We start from the raw sequence: 13,703 nt of genomic DNA, 5'->3' as shown, positions 1-13,703 counted from the left end.
AACGGCCTAGGTCAATCGACGGGCAAGAATAGAATGTCTCCTATAGTCCGCTAGTGTGCGCTCTCTTGCTTGGATGGCATTACGTTCTGGCCCAACGTTACTGTAGCGAATCCGCAGCAGTATCAATCAAAGCCTCCTGTATCCCGCGTGAAGAAAGACGCTACGTTGCGCCCGTTCTTCCACGGCTTCGCTTGCCGCCCCGCTACGGCAGATTCGAAGTATTCATCGAAATGTCATCCTTTAGAAGCAGTGCGGTAACAAGGAATTTCTACCCTTTGCATCGCGAACCGCAATTGTGCGGCCAGCAATATTGCGAAAGGTGATCAAATGACGCCCCATCCGATACAGGACGCCGTGCTGCGGGTCGACCGGTTGAGCGTCGTCTATCCAGGCGGCGTGACAGCCCTACGCGATACCTCGATTGCATTTCGGCGTGGTGAGTTCACCGTGCTGCTTGGTCTCTCGGGCGCAGGCAAGTCGACCTTGCTCCGTAGTCTCAATCGACTCGTCACGCCCACTGGCGGCAGTGTCACCAGCGAACTCGGTGAACTCGGCAGCGGCTCGGCCTTGCGTCAGCATCGTCGGCGTACCGCCATGATCTTTCAGCACCACCAGCTAATCGAACGTCAAAGCGCACTGGCTAATGTGCTTACCGGTCGGCTGGCCTTTCACAACACGCTCCGCTCGCTGTTTCCTCTGCCGCGTGCCGATCAGGAGATTGCGCTCAGTTGCCTCGCTCGGGTCGGTCTGGCAGACAAGGCGCTAAGCCGGGTGGACAAACTGTCCGGTGGCCAGCAGCAGCGGGTAGGCATCGCGCGTGCGCTAGCGCAACAGCCGGCGATCATTCTGGCCGATGAGCCGGTAGCCAGTCTCGACCCGGCCACTTCGGTCCGTGTTCTCGGATTGCTGCGCGACATCTGCAAGGAAGACGGCATCACCGCCATCGTTTCGCTGCATCAACTCGAATATGCCCGCCGCTTCGCCGATCGCGTCGTCGGGCTGGCCGATTCTCAGATCGTTTTCGATGCCGCGCCCTCGGAACTCACCGATGCGCAGCTTGAGCGCATCTATGCAGGCCGCTCTACGACTCAGCCAGCGAATGCTCCGGCTGAACCACCTGTCATGCTCGAACCTTCACTGGAGATGTCCCGATGAAACGCTTATCCGCGCTCTTATTGACTTGCTTGCTGTCCGCTGTTTCAAGTTTGTCCGCCCTAGCGGCCGATGCCGATCCGGATGTGCTAAAGGTTGCCCTGCTGCCGGACGAAAACGCCTCCGAGCTGATCAAGCGTAACCAGCCGCTGAAGGATTATCTGGAAGAGCATCTGGACAAGAAGGTGCAGCTGATCGTAACCACCGACTATTCCTCGATGATTGAGGCGATGCGCTTTGGCCGTATCGACCTGGCGTATTTCGGTCCGCTGTCCTACGTCATGGCCAAAAGCAAAAGCGACATCGAGCCCTTCGCTGCCATGGTCATCGACGGCAAGCCGACCTATCGCTCGGTGATTATCGCCAATGTGGCGTCAGGCGTGAATGAGTATGCCGACCTTAAGGGCAAGAAGATGGCCTATGGTGACCGGGCATCGACGTCCAGCCATTTGATTCCCAAAACCGTGCTTCTTGAGACGGCCGATTTGACGGGTGGGCAGGACTACGAACAACATTTTGTGGGCACGCATGACGCCGTTGCCGTCAACGTGGCGAACGGCAACGCCGATGCGGGTGGGCTGTCGGAGGTAATTTTCAATCACGTAGCCGAACGTGGCCTAATCGATCCGAGCAAGGTGAAAGTACTTGGTTACAGCGGCGAATACCCCCAGTACCCCTGGGCGATGCGCTCGAACCTGAGCCCCGAGCTGAAAACCAAGGTGCGGGATGTATTCGTCGGTATCGACGATCCCGAAGTGCTGCGCAACTTCAAGGCCGAGGCCTTCGCGCCAATCACCGACGCCGACTACGATGTGATCCGCAACATGGGATCGCTGCTCGGCCTCGACTTCGCCACGATGTGAGCACCGATATGTCTACTCATTACGACGTGCAGGCGCTGCCTGCAGAGCAACGCGAGCACATCCTTCGAGGCTTCGGCCTCGGTTGGTGGCGCCAGCTGGGGCAGGTGGCGATTGTATTCGGAGTGGTGCTGTTGGCCTGCTGGTACGTGGGGCTGCTCGATGCCACCACGCTGCTGAACGGGCTGCCCTCCATCGCGACCCTGGCAGGCGAGGCCATGCCGCCAGACTTTTCGGGCTATCGAAGCTGGATTCGCCCCTTGATCGACACCTTGGCGATGAGCATCGCCGGTACGGCCATCGCAGTGGTGTTCTCGCTGGTGGTGGCCTTCGTTGCAGCGCGCAATACGGCGCCGCACCCCCTTGTGTTCGGTGTTGCCCGGGTGCTGCTCAATGCCCTGCGGTCGGTGCCGGAGCTGATCATGGGCATCATCTTCGTTGCAGCCGTAGGGTTCGGCGCCTTGCCGGGCGTGCTTGCCCTGGGTCTGCATTCGGTCGGCATGGTCGGCAAGTTCTTCGCCGAGGCCATCGAGCACGTCGACGAAGCGCCGGTGGAAGCCGCTCGGGCGGCGGGGGCTACGCCGATGCAAGTGCTGCTGCACGCGGTTTTGCCACAGGTGACGCCGCAGTTCGCCGACGTGGCGATCTACCGCTGGGAATACAACTTTCGCGCCTCCACCGTGATGGGCATGGTTGGCGCCGGCGGTATCGGCTTCGAACTCATGGGCTCGCTGCGCATCATGCAGTACCAGGAGGTTGCAGCAATCCTGCTGGTCATCCTGGCCATGGTCACGCTAGTAGACGCCTTCAGTGGCGTGCTGCGCAAACGTTTCAAATAGGACAAACCATGCTGCCGAAACTCGTTATAACTCACCGAGTACACGATGAGATCCTGCAACTGCTGGCGCCACATTGCGAGCTGATGACCAACCAGACCGACAGCACGCTGACGCGCGAGGAAATTCTGCGCCGCTGCCGCGATGCTCAGGCGATGATGGCGTTCATGCCCGATCGGGTCGATGCAGACTTTCTTCAAGCCTGCCCTGAGCTGCGTGTAGTCGGCTGCGCGCTCAAGGGCTTCGACAATTTCGATGTGGACGCCTGTACTGCCCGCGGGGTCTGGCTGACCTTCGTGCCTGATCTGTTGACGGTCCCGACTGCCGAGCTGGCGATCGGACTGGCGGTGGGGCTGGGGCGGCATCTGCGGGCAGCAGATGCGTTCGTCCGCTCTGGCGAGTTCCAGGGCTGGCAACCACAGTTCTACGGCACGGGGCTGGATAACGCTACGGTCGGCATCCTTGGCATGGGCGCCATCGGACTGGCCATGGCTGATCGCTTGCAGGGATGGGGCGCGACCCTGCAGTACCACGAGGCGAAGGCTCTGGATACACAAACCGAGCAACGGCTCGGCCTGCGCCAGGTGGCGTGCAGCGAACTCTTCGCCAGCTCGGACTTCATCCTGCTGGCGCTTCCCTTGAATGCCGATACCCAGCATCTGGTCAACGCCGAGCTGCTTGCCCTCGTACGGCCGGGCGCTCTGCTTGTAAACCCCTGTCGTGGTTCGGTAGTGGATGAAGCCGCCGTGCTCGCGGCGCTTGAGCGAGGCCAGCTCGGCGGGTATGCGGCGGATGTATTCGAAATGGAAGACTGGGCTCGCGCGGACCGGCCGCGGCTGATCGATCCTGCGCTGCTCGCGCATCCGAATACGCTGTTCACTCCGCACATAGGGTCGGCAGTGCGCGCGGTGCGCCTGGAGATTGAACGTTGTGCAGCGCAGAACATCATCCAGGTATTGGCAGGTGCGCGCCCAATCAACGCTGCGAACCGTCTGCCCAAGGCCGAGCCTGCCGCATGTTGAATCCGGTCTGGCTGAAGAGCCTGGTAGCGATCGTTCAAACAGGCAGTTTTCAGAGCGCGGCGAGGGCGTTGGGGCTGGCCCAGCCGACGGTGTCGCAGCACTTGCAGAAGCTTGAAGAGCAGGTCGGCGTAACGCTGGTGCAGCGCAGTCGTAGCGGCTGCCAGCCTACCACACGGGCGCTGGCCTTCATGCCGCATGCGACCGCCTTGCTCGACATGCACGCCCGGGCGCTAGAAGCCCTGCATGGCAATCGTGAGCGCGTCGGGGCCAGCTCCAACATCGGCACCTACCTTCTCCAGCCATTCGTGCGCAACTATCTGACGACCGCAAATGAGAGGGGCGAGGTGGATCTGCGCATCGCCGCCAACCCGGATGTGGCCGACCAGCTACTGGCGGGCCAGCTCGACGCCGCGATCATGGAATGGTGGCTACCTCACCCCGACTTCGAACACCGCCTCTGGCGGGTCGAGCCGCTGGTGCTTATCGTCAGCCCCGACCATGCGCTGGCTGAAGCAGGGTGCATAGAACGTGATCGTCTGGTGGACCTGCCGATGCTGGGAGGTGAACCGGGTAGCGGTACCGGACGGCTTCTGACCGAATACTTTGGCGAACTGGGCGTGCCTCGCAGCGGTATGCAGCTAGGCAGCACCGAGGCAGTCAAACAAGCAGTGAGGGCGGGACTCGGCGTGTCGTTGGTGATGGCTTCCGCAGTACAAGACGAAGTTCGCAGTGGCGCGCTGGTAGCTCTTCCCATCCCGGGGCTTGAAAAGCGTCTCCAACTGATCTGGCGCAAACCTCCCGGAAATCTGCACCCGCCGGGATTTGTGCGGCACTTATTGGAGGAGGCAGATCTAGCTGGATAAGGTGATGGATGGTTGCGATCCAGCGCTTGGCTTGTCAGCCTAGGGAAACTCTGAAAAAGACTTTCTGATTTGGCAAAATACCGCGACCCCACCCACCGAGTTTCCCGATGAAGCAGATGACCTTCGCCGACGCCGAGTACGCTGGCAAGCGCAAGCAAACCCGCAAGGAGTTGTTCCTGATCGAGATGGATCGGGTGGTGCCGTGGAAGGGCTTGATTGCTTTGATCGAGCCACATTATCCGAAAGGTGAAGGTGGCCGTCCGGCCTACCCGTTGATGGCGATGCTGCGTGTGCATCTGCTGCAGAACTGGTTCGGCTACAGCGATCCAGCGATGGAGGAAGCGCTGTACGAAACCACGATCCTGCGCCAGTTTGCCGGGCTGAACCTGGAGCGCATCCCCGACGAAACCACCATTCTCAACTTCCGCCGCTTGCTGGAGAAACACGAGCTGGCGGCCGGCATCCTCGCTGTCATCAATGGCTATCTGGGCGACCGCGGCCTGTCGCTGCGCCAGGGCACCATCGTCGATGCAACGCTGATCAATGCGCCCAGTTCGACCAAGAACAAGGACGGCAAGCGCGACCCGGAAATGCACCAGACCAAGAAGGGAAACCAGTATTATTTTGGCATGAAGGCCCACATCGGCGCCGATGACGAATCGGGTCTGGTGCACAGCGTAGTGGGCACGGCGGCCAATGTGGCGGATGTCACCCAGGTGGACAAATTGCTGCATGGCGACGAAAACGTGGTCTGCGCCGATGCAGGCTACACCGGTGTCGAAAAGCGGCCCGAGCATGAAGGACGTGAAGTTATCTGGCAGGTGGCGGCACGCCGCAGCACCTACAAAAAACTCGATAAGCGCAGCGTGCTGTACAAAGCCAAGCGCAAGATTGAAAAGGCCAAGGCTCAGGTGCGCGCCAAGGTCGAGCATCCGTTCCGGGTAATCAAGCGCCAGTTCGGTTACACCAAGGTGCGCTTTCGCGGCTTGGCCAAAAACACGGCGCAACTGGTGACACTGTTCGCTCTGTCGAACCTGTGGATGGCGCGCCGACATTTACTGACGAATGCAGGAGAGGTGCGCCTGTAATGCGGGAAATGGCCACCGGAGTGGGGTCCGGGTGGCGAAAACGTAAGAAATACTCGTCGAATTGATTGTTTTTTGATCATTTGGCGAGTTTAAAAGTTGCGCTAGGTGGTATGCCGGGGAAATACATGGCTACTTCAGACCATCCCTAACGCACAGGACTGCCAGCGGTTAGTCAGCGCACGCCATCAGCAAGCGTTGGCGAACTCTTTGTTTGATGGGCTACGGCAACACTTCAGCCGACGCCCTCCAGTGAACACTTATCTAGCTTGGCAGAAGGACCAGGAAAGATCCTAGTCTAGCTTTGTAGTTTCAGGGCGCTGAAAAGAAAAATGAGCAATGACCTCAAGTAGAGAAAAAAACAAACCAATAGTATTTGGTAGCGGCACTATTATCGGTGCCCTAGGTGGGCTGATTGGCTTGGGTGGCGCAGAGTTCAGGCTGCCACTACTCATCGGATTGTTTGGTTTCGGTGCGTTGGAGGCTGTCATTCTCAACAAGGCCATGAGCCTCGTGGTGGTAGCCACAGCTCTTCCATTTCGCGCATTCAGCGTTCCCTACTCTGCGGTCTTTGAACGGTGGGACATCATCGTCACGCTTCTGGCTGGAAGCCTTGCGGGTGCTTGGTTTGGAGCGGGATGGGCAACCAAGCTCAAGAGTAAAACCTTGTACCGCGTTTTGGCAGTGCTGCTCGTAGGCATCGCTGTTGCTTTGCTGTTCGGCCATGAGGCAAGCGCAACTGGGGTCGCCCTGCTTCAAGGCGAGACACTGGCTATAGTCGGGATCGTGGTTGGCTTCGGTATCGGAGTAGTTGCTGCATTGATGGGGGTTGCTGGCGGTGAGTTGTTAATACCCACAATCGTTCTACTATTCGGTGCTGACATCAAGCTCGCTGGCAGTCTTTCACTTGCTGTGAGCCTGCCCACAATGATTGTGGGTTTCACGCGATACAGCCGCGACCAGAGCTTTTCGATAATCCGCGCTCAACGGCCATTCATACTGGTCATGGCAGCGGGTTCCATCATAGGAACATTCATCGGCGGGCAATTACTAGGTCTGATCCCGACAACATATCTCCTCCCGTTGCTCGCCGCCATTCTCCTGATTTCCTCGGTAAAAGTATGGCGTCATAGTTGAACTTTGACTCGGCCGCTAAGGGAAAGGCACTCGCCCATGAACCGAATTTACTGGTCTGGCCAAAAACCTCAATTTAGTAGTACCTGAGCGCACGGCAACCTTGGGCCGCCCTTGTGGTTCGCACTTATGCGGCGGCAATTCTTCAATTTCACTCGCTCGCGGTAGAGGAGGCCACGCCAGCACATCCCTTAAGTAGGTATACGGATCATGGCTTAAAGGTGACGGGTGGATTCTTTGCTAGGATTATCGATAGTGCTCCAAGACAAAATCAGGATTCGCCATGCACGCCCGCCATGTACCAGTTTACCTTGTGCTGCTTGGTGTTCTGAACACGGTCTATGCAGGTTTCGATGAAGGTTTCTCGGCTTTTCAGCGAGGAGATTTCACCGCCGCTTTACGTGAATGGCGACCTTTAGCTGAACAGGGCAACGCTGCCGCACAATCCAACCTCGGAATGATGTACGTCCAGGGCAAAGGCGTGCCGCAGGACTTCAAGGAGGCCATCAAGTGGTATCGCCTCGCTGCCGAGCAGGGGGCAGCCCTCGCTCGATCCAACCTCGGAGTGCTATACGCCAATGGTTATGGGGTGCCGCAGAATCACGTGGTAGCTTATGCGCTCTTTAGCCTGGCGGCCGCGAGCGCTCCTGACAGCATTGCGTTAGAAGAGCGCGATAGGATTACCGCTTCAATGACGCCACAAGAGATTGAGGCCGCGCAGAAGCTGACGCAGGACATGTCTGGCAATCCCATCAAAGCCATAGATGCGTATCTTCACTGAAAAGGCGATGACCTATGGCCCGAAATATTGTGCCGATCATCATCCAGTTCGGCTCAATCGTATGCATAATTCCATTTCAAAGTTGATCAAGACACCCAGCAAGACCATCGCTGAGATTCATCAGCAATTGCTCGTAGTTGTTGGACAAGGGTTTTAGACCAAAGCCCAGCGCATCTAGTTCGGCAAAATGCACTGGCAGGCCATCGCTCAAGGTTTGCGCCAGACGTGGACGCATGGGTGGTTCGCTAAATATACAGGTAGGTCCAGCAGCCTTGAGGCGCTCTCGCATCTCTGCGACGTGGCGTGCACCAGGCGGGACCTCGGCGTTGATTGCGAAAACTCCAGTGTGCTGCAATCCGTAGGCCTCCTCAAAGTAGTCGAAAGCCTGGTGGAAGACGAAGAACGGTTTGCCTTCCAGCGGCTTGAGGCGCGCTTTTAGTTTGATATCGAGGGTTTTTAAGCGTTGCTCGAAGGCATCCAGATTTGCTTGGTAGCGAGCGGCATTGCCTGGATCGACAAGAGCCAGATCCGAAGCCATGTGTTTGGCGATCAACCGTGCATTCTCAGGTCTCAGCCAGAGGTGGGCATCCAGTGCACCGGGTCGATGAAGTTGGTCATGATTATCGACCTGCAATTCTGTTGCCTGCTCTTTTGCATCATGCCCCTCAGATTGATCTCCGACAGGCTCGTCGTCATGTCGATGCTCCTCGCCAAAATGCCTTAGGTGCAGCCCCTGCATGTCCTGCACAGCCACGCTCTTGCCCTTTCGGCCCTCAAGTACGGTAGGCAGAAAGCCCTCCAAGTCTGGCCCGATCCAGTAAACCAGGTCTGCTTCTTTTACCTGACGCAAGTCCGAAGGACGTAACGTGTAATGGTGAGGTGAAGCACCGGCTGGTAGTAACACATCAGGTGTCCCGACACCGTCCTGCACGGCCGCAGCAATGAGTTGCAGCGGTTTGATGCTGGTTAGAACACGGGGTTCGGCGAAGGCCGAGGCGGCCACCAACCAAGTCAGGGTCACGGCGGGCAAAAGGGAAGAGAGGCGAGGCAAGGCGGCATCACTCATTGATTTTTATAGTTACATAATAACATACCGATCAGCCGGCATGTTCAAGTCGATCCGTGAATTCTGGATTGAGCGATGGAGTGCATATCTGCCGTTGCTTTGCAGCACGCAGTACTCCCACGGCAGTGCTTCGAGGAACCGGCCTGCTCCAGGCTGACTTTCAGGGCGAGCTGGTCTCTTCAGATTTTGGCGGCCAATCATGCAGTTTGCCTGGAGCAGCCTTAAAGCAGGTGTTGACGCGGTTACCTATTCGGCCAGCGACGATGTTGATCATCAATGACATATGGATGTTCATGATCGGTGCCGCTGTGTCCGTCCAGGTGAGTATGGTCATCCGACAGATTCTCATGGCTGTGCCTGATACTCTCTTGATCATGGGCCGGACGCCAGATCACGATGCTGACCGCCAATGCGCTACCTGCCACGACAACGAGCCCAACAAACGAGGCCGTGAGGCTGATGTTGGCACCCAGCCATCCCGCCAATGGGTAGGTAATCAACCAGCAGGCATGGGATAGCGCAAATTGGGCGGCAAACAACGCCGGGCGATCTTCGGCATGTGCAGAGCGACGCAACAGTCGACCGCTCGGAGTCTGGGCCAAGGAGTAGCCCACCCCAAGCACCATCCACAGCGGCAGCAGAAAGTTGTAGGTGGTCAGGTTGATGCCAACCGCTAAGCCTGCGACCAATATGCCTCCGCCAAACAGCATGGCCGTTCGGTCTTTGATGTTTTTCAACAATCGAGGCAAGACCAGGGCAGCGACCATCGAGCCGCCACCAAACGCAGCCAGCGCTAATGCCGTAGAACTCTGAGGCAGAGCGAAGCGCGACTGCACCAGCACTACGGTGTTGACGATGACCATTGCACTAGCAGCCGCTACCGTCAGATTGAGAGCCAGCAGCCCCCGCAAGCGAGGAGTGGCCAGGAATATGCGCAGGCCACGAGTGGTTCGTTCGTAGATGCTGCGTCGTGGCGTCGGTTTCGCCTTTGGCAGGAGTACTGTGGCGACCAAGGCCGCTGAGGCAAGGAACCCGATGACGGTGCCGGCGAACAGGTTATGGAAGCTGATCACGGTCAGCAACGCGGCGGCGAGCATTGGGCTGGCGACACTTTCAAGATCGTAGGCGAGACGTGATAGCGACAAGGCGCGGGTGTAATCGTCCTCATCCGGCAGTATGTCTGGAATGGTCGCCTGGAACGTCGGAGTGAACGCTGCCGAGGCGGACTGAAGGACGAAAATCAGCACATAGATTTGCCAGACTTCGGTCACGAACGGCAACGCCAGTGCAACCACGGCACGTATCAAATCCAGCGAGACCAGCATCGCTCGACGGGGTAGGCGTTCTGCAAAAGCGGCGGCAATCGGCGCCACGCCGATGTAGGCCGTCATTTTAATCGCCAAGGCTGTACCGAGGACGGCGCCCGCTTGGGCGCCCGCAAGATCGAATGCCAGTAGCCCCAGCGCGACGGTGGCGAGTCCAGTCCCTACGAGCGCGATTACTTGGGCGAGAAAGAGATGACGGTAGGTGCGGTTGGCTAGGATTTTCAGCATGAGAAATCTCACATGGAGAGGCGTGTGACCACTAGATTGTCGAGCATTTCTCGAAGAAAGAGAGCAACGAGTTTCTCGTTTATAGATGTTCTTATATCCTCCCTAGGGGGATATCACAACATCCTAAACTAGAGGCGGGGACAGCTCAAGAAATAGGCACTCAGCCTTTCATCGAATGTCAGGGAAACAGCGAGGAAGTTGCTTGCTCGATGAAGGCAATTGGCCATACTCTGCAAGGCGTGAGAGGTCTCACGAGTATAAAAACATGAGCATGGAGCAAGCCCTGATGAAACTGTCTGCCCTTTTGATCGCCGCTTTACTTTCGATTTCGTCCGCTGCTGCCTTCGCGCATAGTGGTGGTACTGATTCAAAAGGTTGCCATCGCAACCATAAAACGAACGACTACCACTGCCACTAAACGGCAAAAGCCCAGCGCTAGGCTGGGCTTCAGTGCGAGCTGGTCTCTTTACATTTGAGGAGGCCAGTTGTGCGATTCACCTTGGCATTCCTTGCACCAGGCATAAAGCGCGTCGTACAGGATCAGTCCATGCGAAAGCATTTCATGATCATCGGAATATCGCTGCGACAGCCCCAGTGAGATGGCGTACAGCCCAGCCGATTGTGGCGTCAGATCCAGACGAGAGGTATCTGCTCCCCGCACGATCTTCGCGAGCTGCTGCAAGGCGGGCTCATTGAGCTGGTACTTCTTCACAAACGCGTCGAAGCTGCACAACTCACCCTCATGGGTAAGCTCTACGCCCGGAATGTCGTAGGGTGTCGCATCTTTCTCAGCTGCAATCCGCAGCACATCACCGCTGGGTACGTACAAGAACTCGGCCTGTGGATCGATAAAGCGAGTGATCAGCCAAGGACAAGCAACCCGATCGATCTTGGGTCGTTCACGGGTAATCCACCTCATGGAACACCTCCTGCCTAGCTCAATAGGCTGGGTGGTCAGGCGAGCCCAATGCCCGCCAAAGATTGCTAATCAATTCATGCTTTCTAGCGCAGCAAATGCACAGCCAACCCGACGAGCGCGCAGGCCATCAGTACCTGAATGACGCCTCGCTTGAAGCGGAACAAGGCAATCGCCGCAGCAATCGCGATCAACGCGGAGGGCCAGTCCAGGTTACCGCTGAAGCCTTTCGGCCAAAGTACGTGATAGCCGAAGAAACACGCCAGATTGAGGATAACTCCCACCACCGCCGCCGTAATGGCGGTAAGGGGTGCCGTGAACTTGAGTTCGTTGTGGGTCGACTCCACCAGCGGGCCACCCGCGAGGATGAACAGGAACGATGGTAGAAAGGTGAACCAGGTCACTAGGGCGGCGGCCACAGCTCCCGCCAGAAATACTTGATCGGCACCGAATACTTGCAAGACATAGGCCCCGACAAAGCCGACGAAAGCCACCACCATGATCAGCGGCCCTGGCGTGGTTTCCCCCAGAGCCAGCCCGTCGATCATCTGCGTCGGGGTTAGCCAGCCATAGTGACCGACCGCGCCTTGGTAGACGTATGGGAGCACTGCGTAGGCTCCGCCAAAGGTCAGTAATGCCGCCTTGGTAAAGAACCAGCTCATCTGGGTCAAGGTTCCTTCCCAACCAAAGAGGGCGGTCAAAATCCCCATCGGCAAAGCCCATAGCACGGCGCCGATCAGTGCGAGCGATGCCAATTTCAACCAGCTGAACCGGGCATGTTCCGGGGACGGAGTGTCGTCATCGATCAAGGCTGGGCCGAAGGACTTTTTGGCGGCGCTATGCCCCCCAGCTCTGAACTTCTCGGGAGCCAGGCGACCTCCGACATAGCCGATTAACGCGGCCCCCAAGACGATCAGCGGGAACGGAACATTGAATGCAAAGATCGCGGTAAATGAAGCCGCCGCTATTGCCCACAGCCAATTGTTCTTCAATGCCCGAGAGCCGATTCTATGTGCCGCCTGCACCACGATGGCCGTTACGGCGGGTTTGATCCCATAGAAAAGTCCGGCCACCGCGGGGACATCGCCAAAGGCGATATACATCCACGAAAGAGCGATCAGGATGAAAAGTGAGGGCAGTACAAACAAAGCACCCGCAATAACTCCGCCCCAGGTTCGATGCATTAGCCAGCCAATGTAGGTTGCTAACTGCTGAGCTTCAGGCCCAGGCAACAACATGCAGTAATTGAGGGCATGCAGGAATCTGCGCTCGGAAATCCAGCGTCGCCGTTCCACCAGCTCCTGGTGCATGATCGAGATCTGTCCGGCTGGCCCGCCGAAACTGATGAAGCCGAGCTTCAGCCAGAACCAGAACGCCTCACGCAGACTAATCGGTTCAGGCCTCGACATATCCTCTTCAACCTCTGGTGCCAAAACCTTACTCATTGGGTTGCTCCTCTTTCACGAACCCGGCGAGCAGGCCATCGAAGATGGCACTTGCAGCTGCCAGCAGATGGTCGTCATGGGTAATGGTTTCACGTAGCCCTGCCAGCACCCGTTCGATACCGGCAGCCTCCACCGGCTGGATACCTCCGATATCGAGGTAGTGCACCAATGCGGCGATACGGTTTAGGCCGGGCTCTTGAAGCTCAAAACTGGCTTGTAGGGTTTCGAAGGTGACGCGGTTACCAACATGGCTGAAGGTTGCGTCATCGAAATCAAAACCCAGGGCACCGACTGGACAGTCCTGTGGCGTGTTCAGCCAGAGGATCTGAGCTTGCGCGTCAATGAAGCGACGAATGAGCCAGGCACACGCCAGTCGGTCGACCCAGGGACGCTTGCGTGTTGCCCAGACGCGTCCCTGATAATCATCAACATAGAGTGTCGTTATTGTTTGGTTGCTGCTGTGTGGCTCATCCGGAGACAGGGCCCTGCTAACCGCTGTCTCTAGCTCCTGCAAAGCCAAATTAATTTGCTGCTTCGGCTTACCTGGAAAGTAATCGATGTTGACCAGTTGTTCGTAGGCTTTGCGCAGCTTGCGAATCTGCTTGGTGGTGGCCAGTGCGTTCTCAGCATTGAGCTGTGCACGGCATGCTTCGATCTCAGTGCGTAGCTTGGTGTAGTCCTCGCTACGGTCGAACAGCTCGACAAAGCGCTCACCGTGAGAATCGACGACGGGCAAGACGTAAGCGGTGCCGTTGATGGCCAGGATGTCGCGTTCGACAGACGCTAACGCTTCACGACAGACACCGGTATCAGGCAGCAGGTAAGCACCATCGCGCAAAACTGCCGCACCTGAAGCTTTCAAAGCGCGCCAAGCCCGCATGCGTTCGGTGGCATTAGCGGTGGGTAAGCCAAGAATCAGAGTCAGCCAATTTTTCATGTAGAGATAGCTATTTAATATGTAGTCAGTATTACATTACTCCTAATCTTGGC

The 13,703-nt window shown here is 57.5% G+C and carries 14 protein-coding genes; 9 read left to right on the top strand and 5 right to left on the bottom strand.

The features are described from left to right. The first annotated feature begins 327 nt into the window (after positions 1–327). The 8 genes from phnC (at position 328) to BLU63_RS10190 (ending at position 7,733) form a co-directional block, all read left to right on the top strand. Positions 328–1,155, top strand: a complete 828-nt coding sequence (phnC, locus tag BLU63_RS10225; RefSeq protein ID WP_003118432.1) for a phosphonate ABC transporter ATP-binding protein — start codon at positions 328–330, stop codon at positions 1,153–1,155. Next, positions 1,152–2,015, top strand: coding sequence for a phosphate/phosphite/phosphonate ABC transporter substrate-binding protein (gene phnD, locus BLU63_RS10220; RefSeq protein WP_010466255.1), 864 nt, complete (start codon positions 1,152–1,154; stop codon positions 2,013–2,015). Before phnC ends, phnD begins: the two co-directional genes overlap by 4 nt. Before the next feature lie 8 nt (positions 2,016–2,023). Then, the gene (gene phnE / locus BLU63_RS10215; protein ID WP_010466252.1) at positions 2,024–2,851 is read left to right on the top strand and encodes a phosphonate ABC transporter, permease protein PhnE; all 828 of its coding nucleotides are present in this window, start codon (positions 2,024–2,026) and stop codon (positions 2,849–2,851) included. Between the two features lie 8 nt (positions 2,852–2,859). Then, positions 2,860–3,870 (top strand): phosphonate dehydrogenase PtxD, encoded by a 1,011-nt coding sequence (ptxD, locus tag BLU63_RS10210; protein WP_003118429.1) that lies wholly within the window; start codon positions 2,860–2,862, stop codon positions 3,868–3,870. Further along, a complete protein-coding gene (locus BLU63_RS10205; protein ID WP_010466239.1) occupies positions 3,864–4,733 on the top strand; it encodes a LysR family transcriptional regulator in 870 nt (289 codons plus the stop codon). The genes ptxD and BLU63_RS10205 overlap by 7 nt, the downstream gene beginning before the upstream one ends. A 107-nt stretch (positions 4,734–4,840) precedes the next feature. Continuing rightward, on the top strand, positions 4,841–5,821 hold the full coding sequence (locus tag BLU63_RS10200; RefSeq protein ID WP_010466230.1) for an IS5-like element IS1384 family transposase: 981 nt from the start codon (positions 4,841–4,843) through the stop codon (positions 5,819–5,821). A 336-nt stretch (positions 5,822–6,157) separates the two neighbouring features. Beyond that, positions 6,158–6,955, top strand: a complete 798-nt coding sequence (locus tag BLU63_RS10195; protein WP_019821372.1) for a sulfite exporter TauE/SafE family protein — start codon at positions 6,158–6,160, stop codon at positions 6,953–6,955. A 280-nt stretch (positions 6,956–7,235) separates the two neighbouring features. After that, entirely contained in the window at positions 7,236–7,733 is a 498-nt protein-coding gene (locus BLU63_RS10190; protein WP_019821370.1) for a tetratricopeptide repeat protein, read from the top strand. 76 nt (positions 7,734–7,809) lie between these two features. On the opposite strand, the gene znuA is transcribed toward BLU63_RS10190, so the two are convergent. Together znuA and BLU63_RS10180 are read right to left on the bottom strand one after the other, a co-directional pair. Continuing rightward, a complete protein-coding gene (gene znuA / locus BLU63_RS10185; protein ID WP_019821367.1) occupies positions 7,810–8,799 on the bottom strand; it encodes a zinc ABC transporter substrate-binding protein ZnuA in 990 nt (329 codons plus the stop codon). A gap of 242 nt (positions 8,800–9,041) precedes the next feature. Beyond that, positions 9,042–10,352 carry an MFS transporter gene (locus tag BLU63_RS10180; RefSeq protein WP_019821365.1) on the bottom strand — a complete coding sequence of 437 codons (1,311 nt, stop codon included), beginning with the start codon at positions 10,350–10,352 and terminating at the stop codon, positions 9,042–9,044. A gap of 175 nt (positions 10,353–10,527) precedes the next feature. Between BLU63_RS10180 and BLU63_RS33970 the strand changes: the two genes are divergently transcribed. After that, positions 10,528–10,770 (top strand): YHYH domain-containing protein, encoded by a 243-nt coding sequence (locus BLU63_RS33970; RefSeq protein ID WP_368773269.1) that lies wholly within the window; start codon positions 10,528–10,530, stop codon positions 10,768–10,770. A 48-nt stretch (positions 10,771–10,818) separates the two neighbouring features. Here the strand turns inward: BLU63_RS33970 and BLU63_RS10175 are convergent, their stop codons facing one another. The 3 genes from BLU63_RS10175 to BLU63_RS10165 form a co-directional block, all read right to left on the bottom strand. Continuing rightward, positions 10,819–11,271, bottom strand: coding sequence for a chromate resistance protein ChrB domain-containing protein (locus tag BLU63_RS10175; RefSeq protein WP_019821364.1), 453 nt, complete (start codon positions 11,269–11,271; stop codon positions 10,819–10,821). Positions 11,272–11,354: 83 nt separating this feature from the next. Beyond that, positions 11,355–12,713 (bottom strand): chromate efflux transporter, encoded by a 1,359-nt coding sequence (gene chrA, locus BLU63_RS10170; protein ID WP_019821362.1) that lies wholly within the window; start codon positions 12,711–12,713, stop codon positions 11,355–11,357. Continuing rightward, positions 12,706–13,650, bottom strand: coding sequence for a chromate resistance protein ChrB domain-containing protein (locus BLU63_RS10165; protein ID WP_024078242.1), 945 nt, complete (start codon positions 13,648–13,650; stop codon positions 12,706–12,708). Before BLU63_RS10165 ends, chrA begins: the two co-directional genes overlap by 8 nt. Between the last annotated feature and the right edge of the window lie 53 nt (positions 13,651–13,703).

The sequence above is a fragment of the Pseudomonas mandelii genome, from assembly GCF_900106065.1.
Lineage (GTDB): Bacteria > Pseudomonadota > Gammaproteobacteria > Pseudomonadales > Pseudomonadaceae > Aquipseudomonas > Aquipseudomonas mandelii.
Note: the sequence above shows the minus strand (reverse complement) of the source record. Positions and strands in the feature narration are given on the sequence as shown.

What these genes read in the sequence shown, in the direction of transcription:
- phnC (WP_003118432.1), top strand. Translation starts at nt 328, where the DNA reads ATGACGCCCCATCCGATACAGGACGCCGTGCTGCGGGTCGACCGGTTG.
- BLU63_RS10205 (WP_010466239.1), top strand. Translation starts at nt 3,864, where the DNA reads ATGTTGAATCCGGTCTGGCTGAAGAGCCTGGTAGCGATCGTTCAAACA.
- znuA (WP_019821367.1), bottom strand. Translation starts at nt 8,799, where the DNA reads ATGAGTGATGCCGCCTTGCCTCGCCTCTCTTCCCTTTTGCCCGCCGTG.
- ptxD (WP_003118429.1), top strand. Translation starts at nt 2,860, where the DNA reads ATGCTGCCGAAACTCGTTATAACTCACCGAGTACACGATGAGATCCTG.
- BLU63_RS33970 (WP_368773269.1), top strand. Translation starts at nt 10,528, where the DNA reads ATGTCAGGGAAACAGCGAGGAAGTTGCTTGCTCGATGAAGGCAATTGG.
- chrA (WP_019821362.1), bottom strand. Translation starts at nt 12,713, where the DNA reads ATGAGTAAGGTTTTGGCACCAGAGGTTGAAGAGGATATGTCGAGGCCT.
- BLU63_RS10200 (WP_010466230.1), top strand. Translation starts at nt 4,841, where the DNA reads ATGAAGCAGATGACCTTCGCCGACGCCGAGTACGCTGGCAAGCGCAAG.
- BLU63_RS10190 (WP_019821370.1), top strand. Translation starts at nt 7,236, where the DNA reads ATGCACGCCCGCCATGTACCAGTTTACCTTGTGCTGCTTGGTGTTCTG.
- phnD (WP_010466255.1), top strand. Translation starts at nt 1,152, where the DNA reads ATGAAACGCTTATCCGCGCTCTTATTGACTTGCTTGCTGTCCGCTGTT.
- BLU63_RS10165 (WP_024078242.1), bottom strand. Translation starts at nt 13,650, where the DNA reads ATGAAAAATTGGCTGACTCTGATTCTTGGCTTACCCACCGCTAATGCC.
- phnE (WP_010466252.1), top strand. Translation starts at nt 2,024, where the DNA reads ATGTCTACTCATTACGACGTGCAGGCGCTGCCTGCAGAGCAACGCGAG.
- BLU63_RS10180 (WP_019821365.1), bottom strand. Translation starts at nt 10,352, where the DNA reads ATGCTGAAAATCCTAGCCAACCGCACCTACCGTCATCTCTTTCTCGCC.
- BLU63_RS10175 (WP_019821364.1), bottom strand. Translation starts at nt 11,271, where the DNA reads ATGAGGTGGATTACCCGTGAACGACCCAAGATCGATCGGGTTGCTTGT.
- BLU63_RS10195 (WP_019821372.1), top strand. Translation starts at nt 6,158, where the DNA reads ATGACCTCAAGTAGAGAAAAAAACAAACCAATAGTATTTGGTAGCGGC.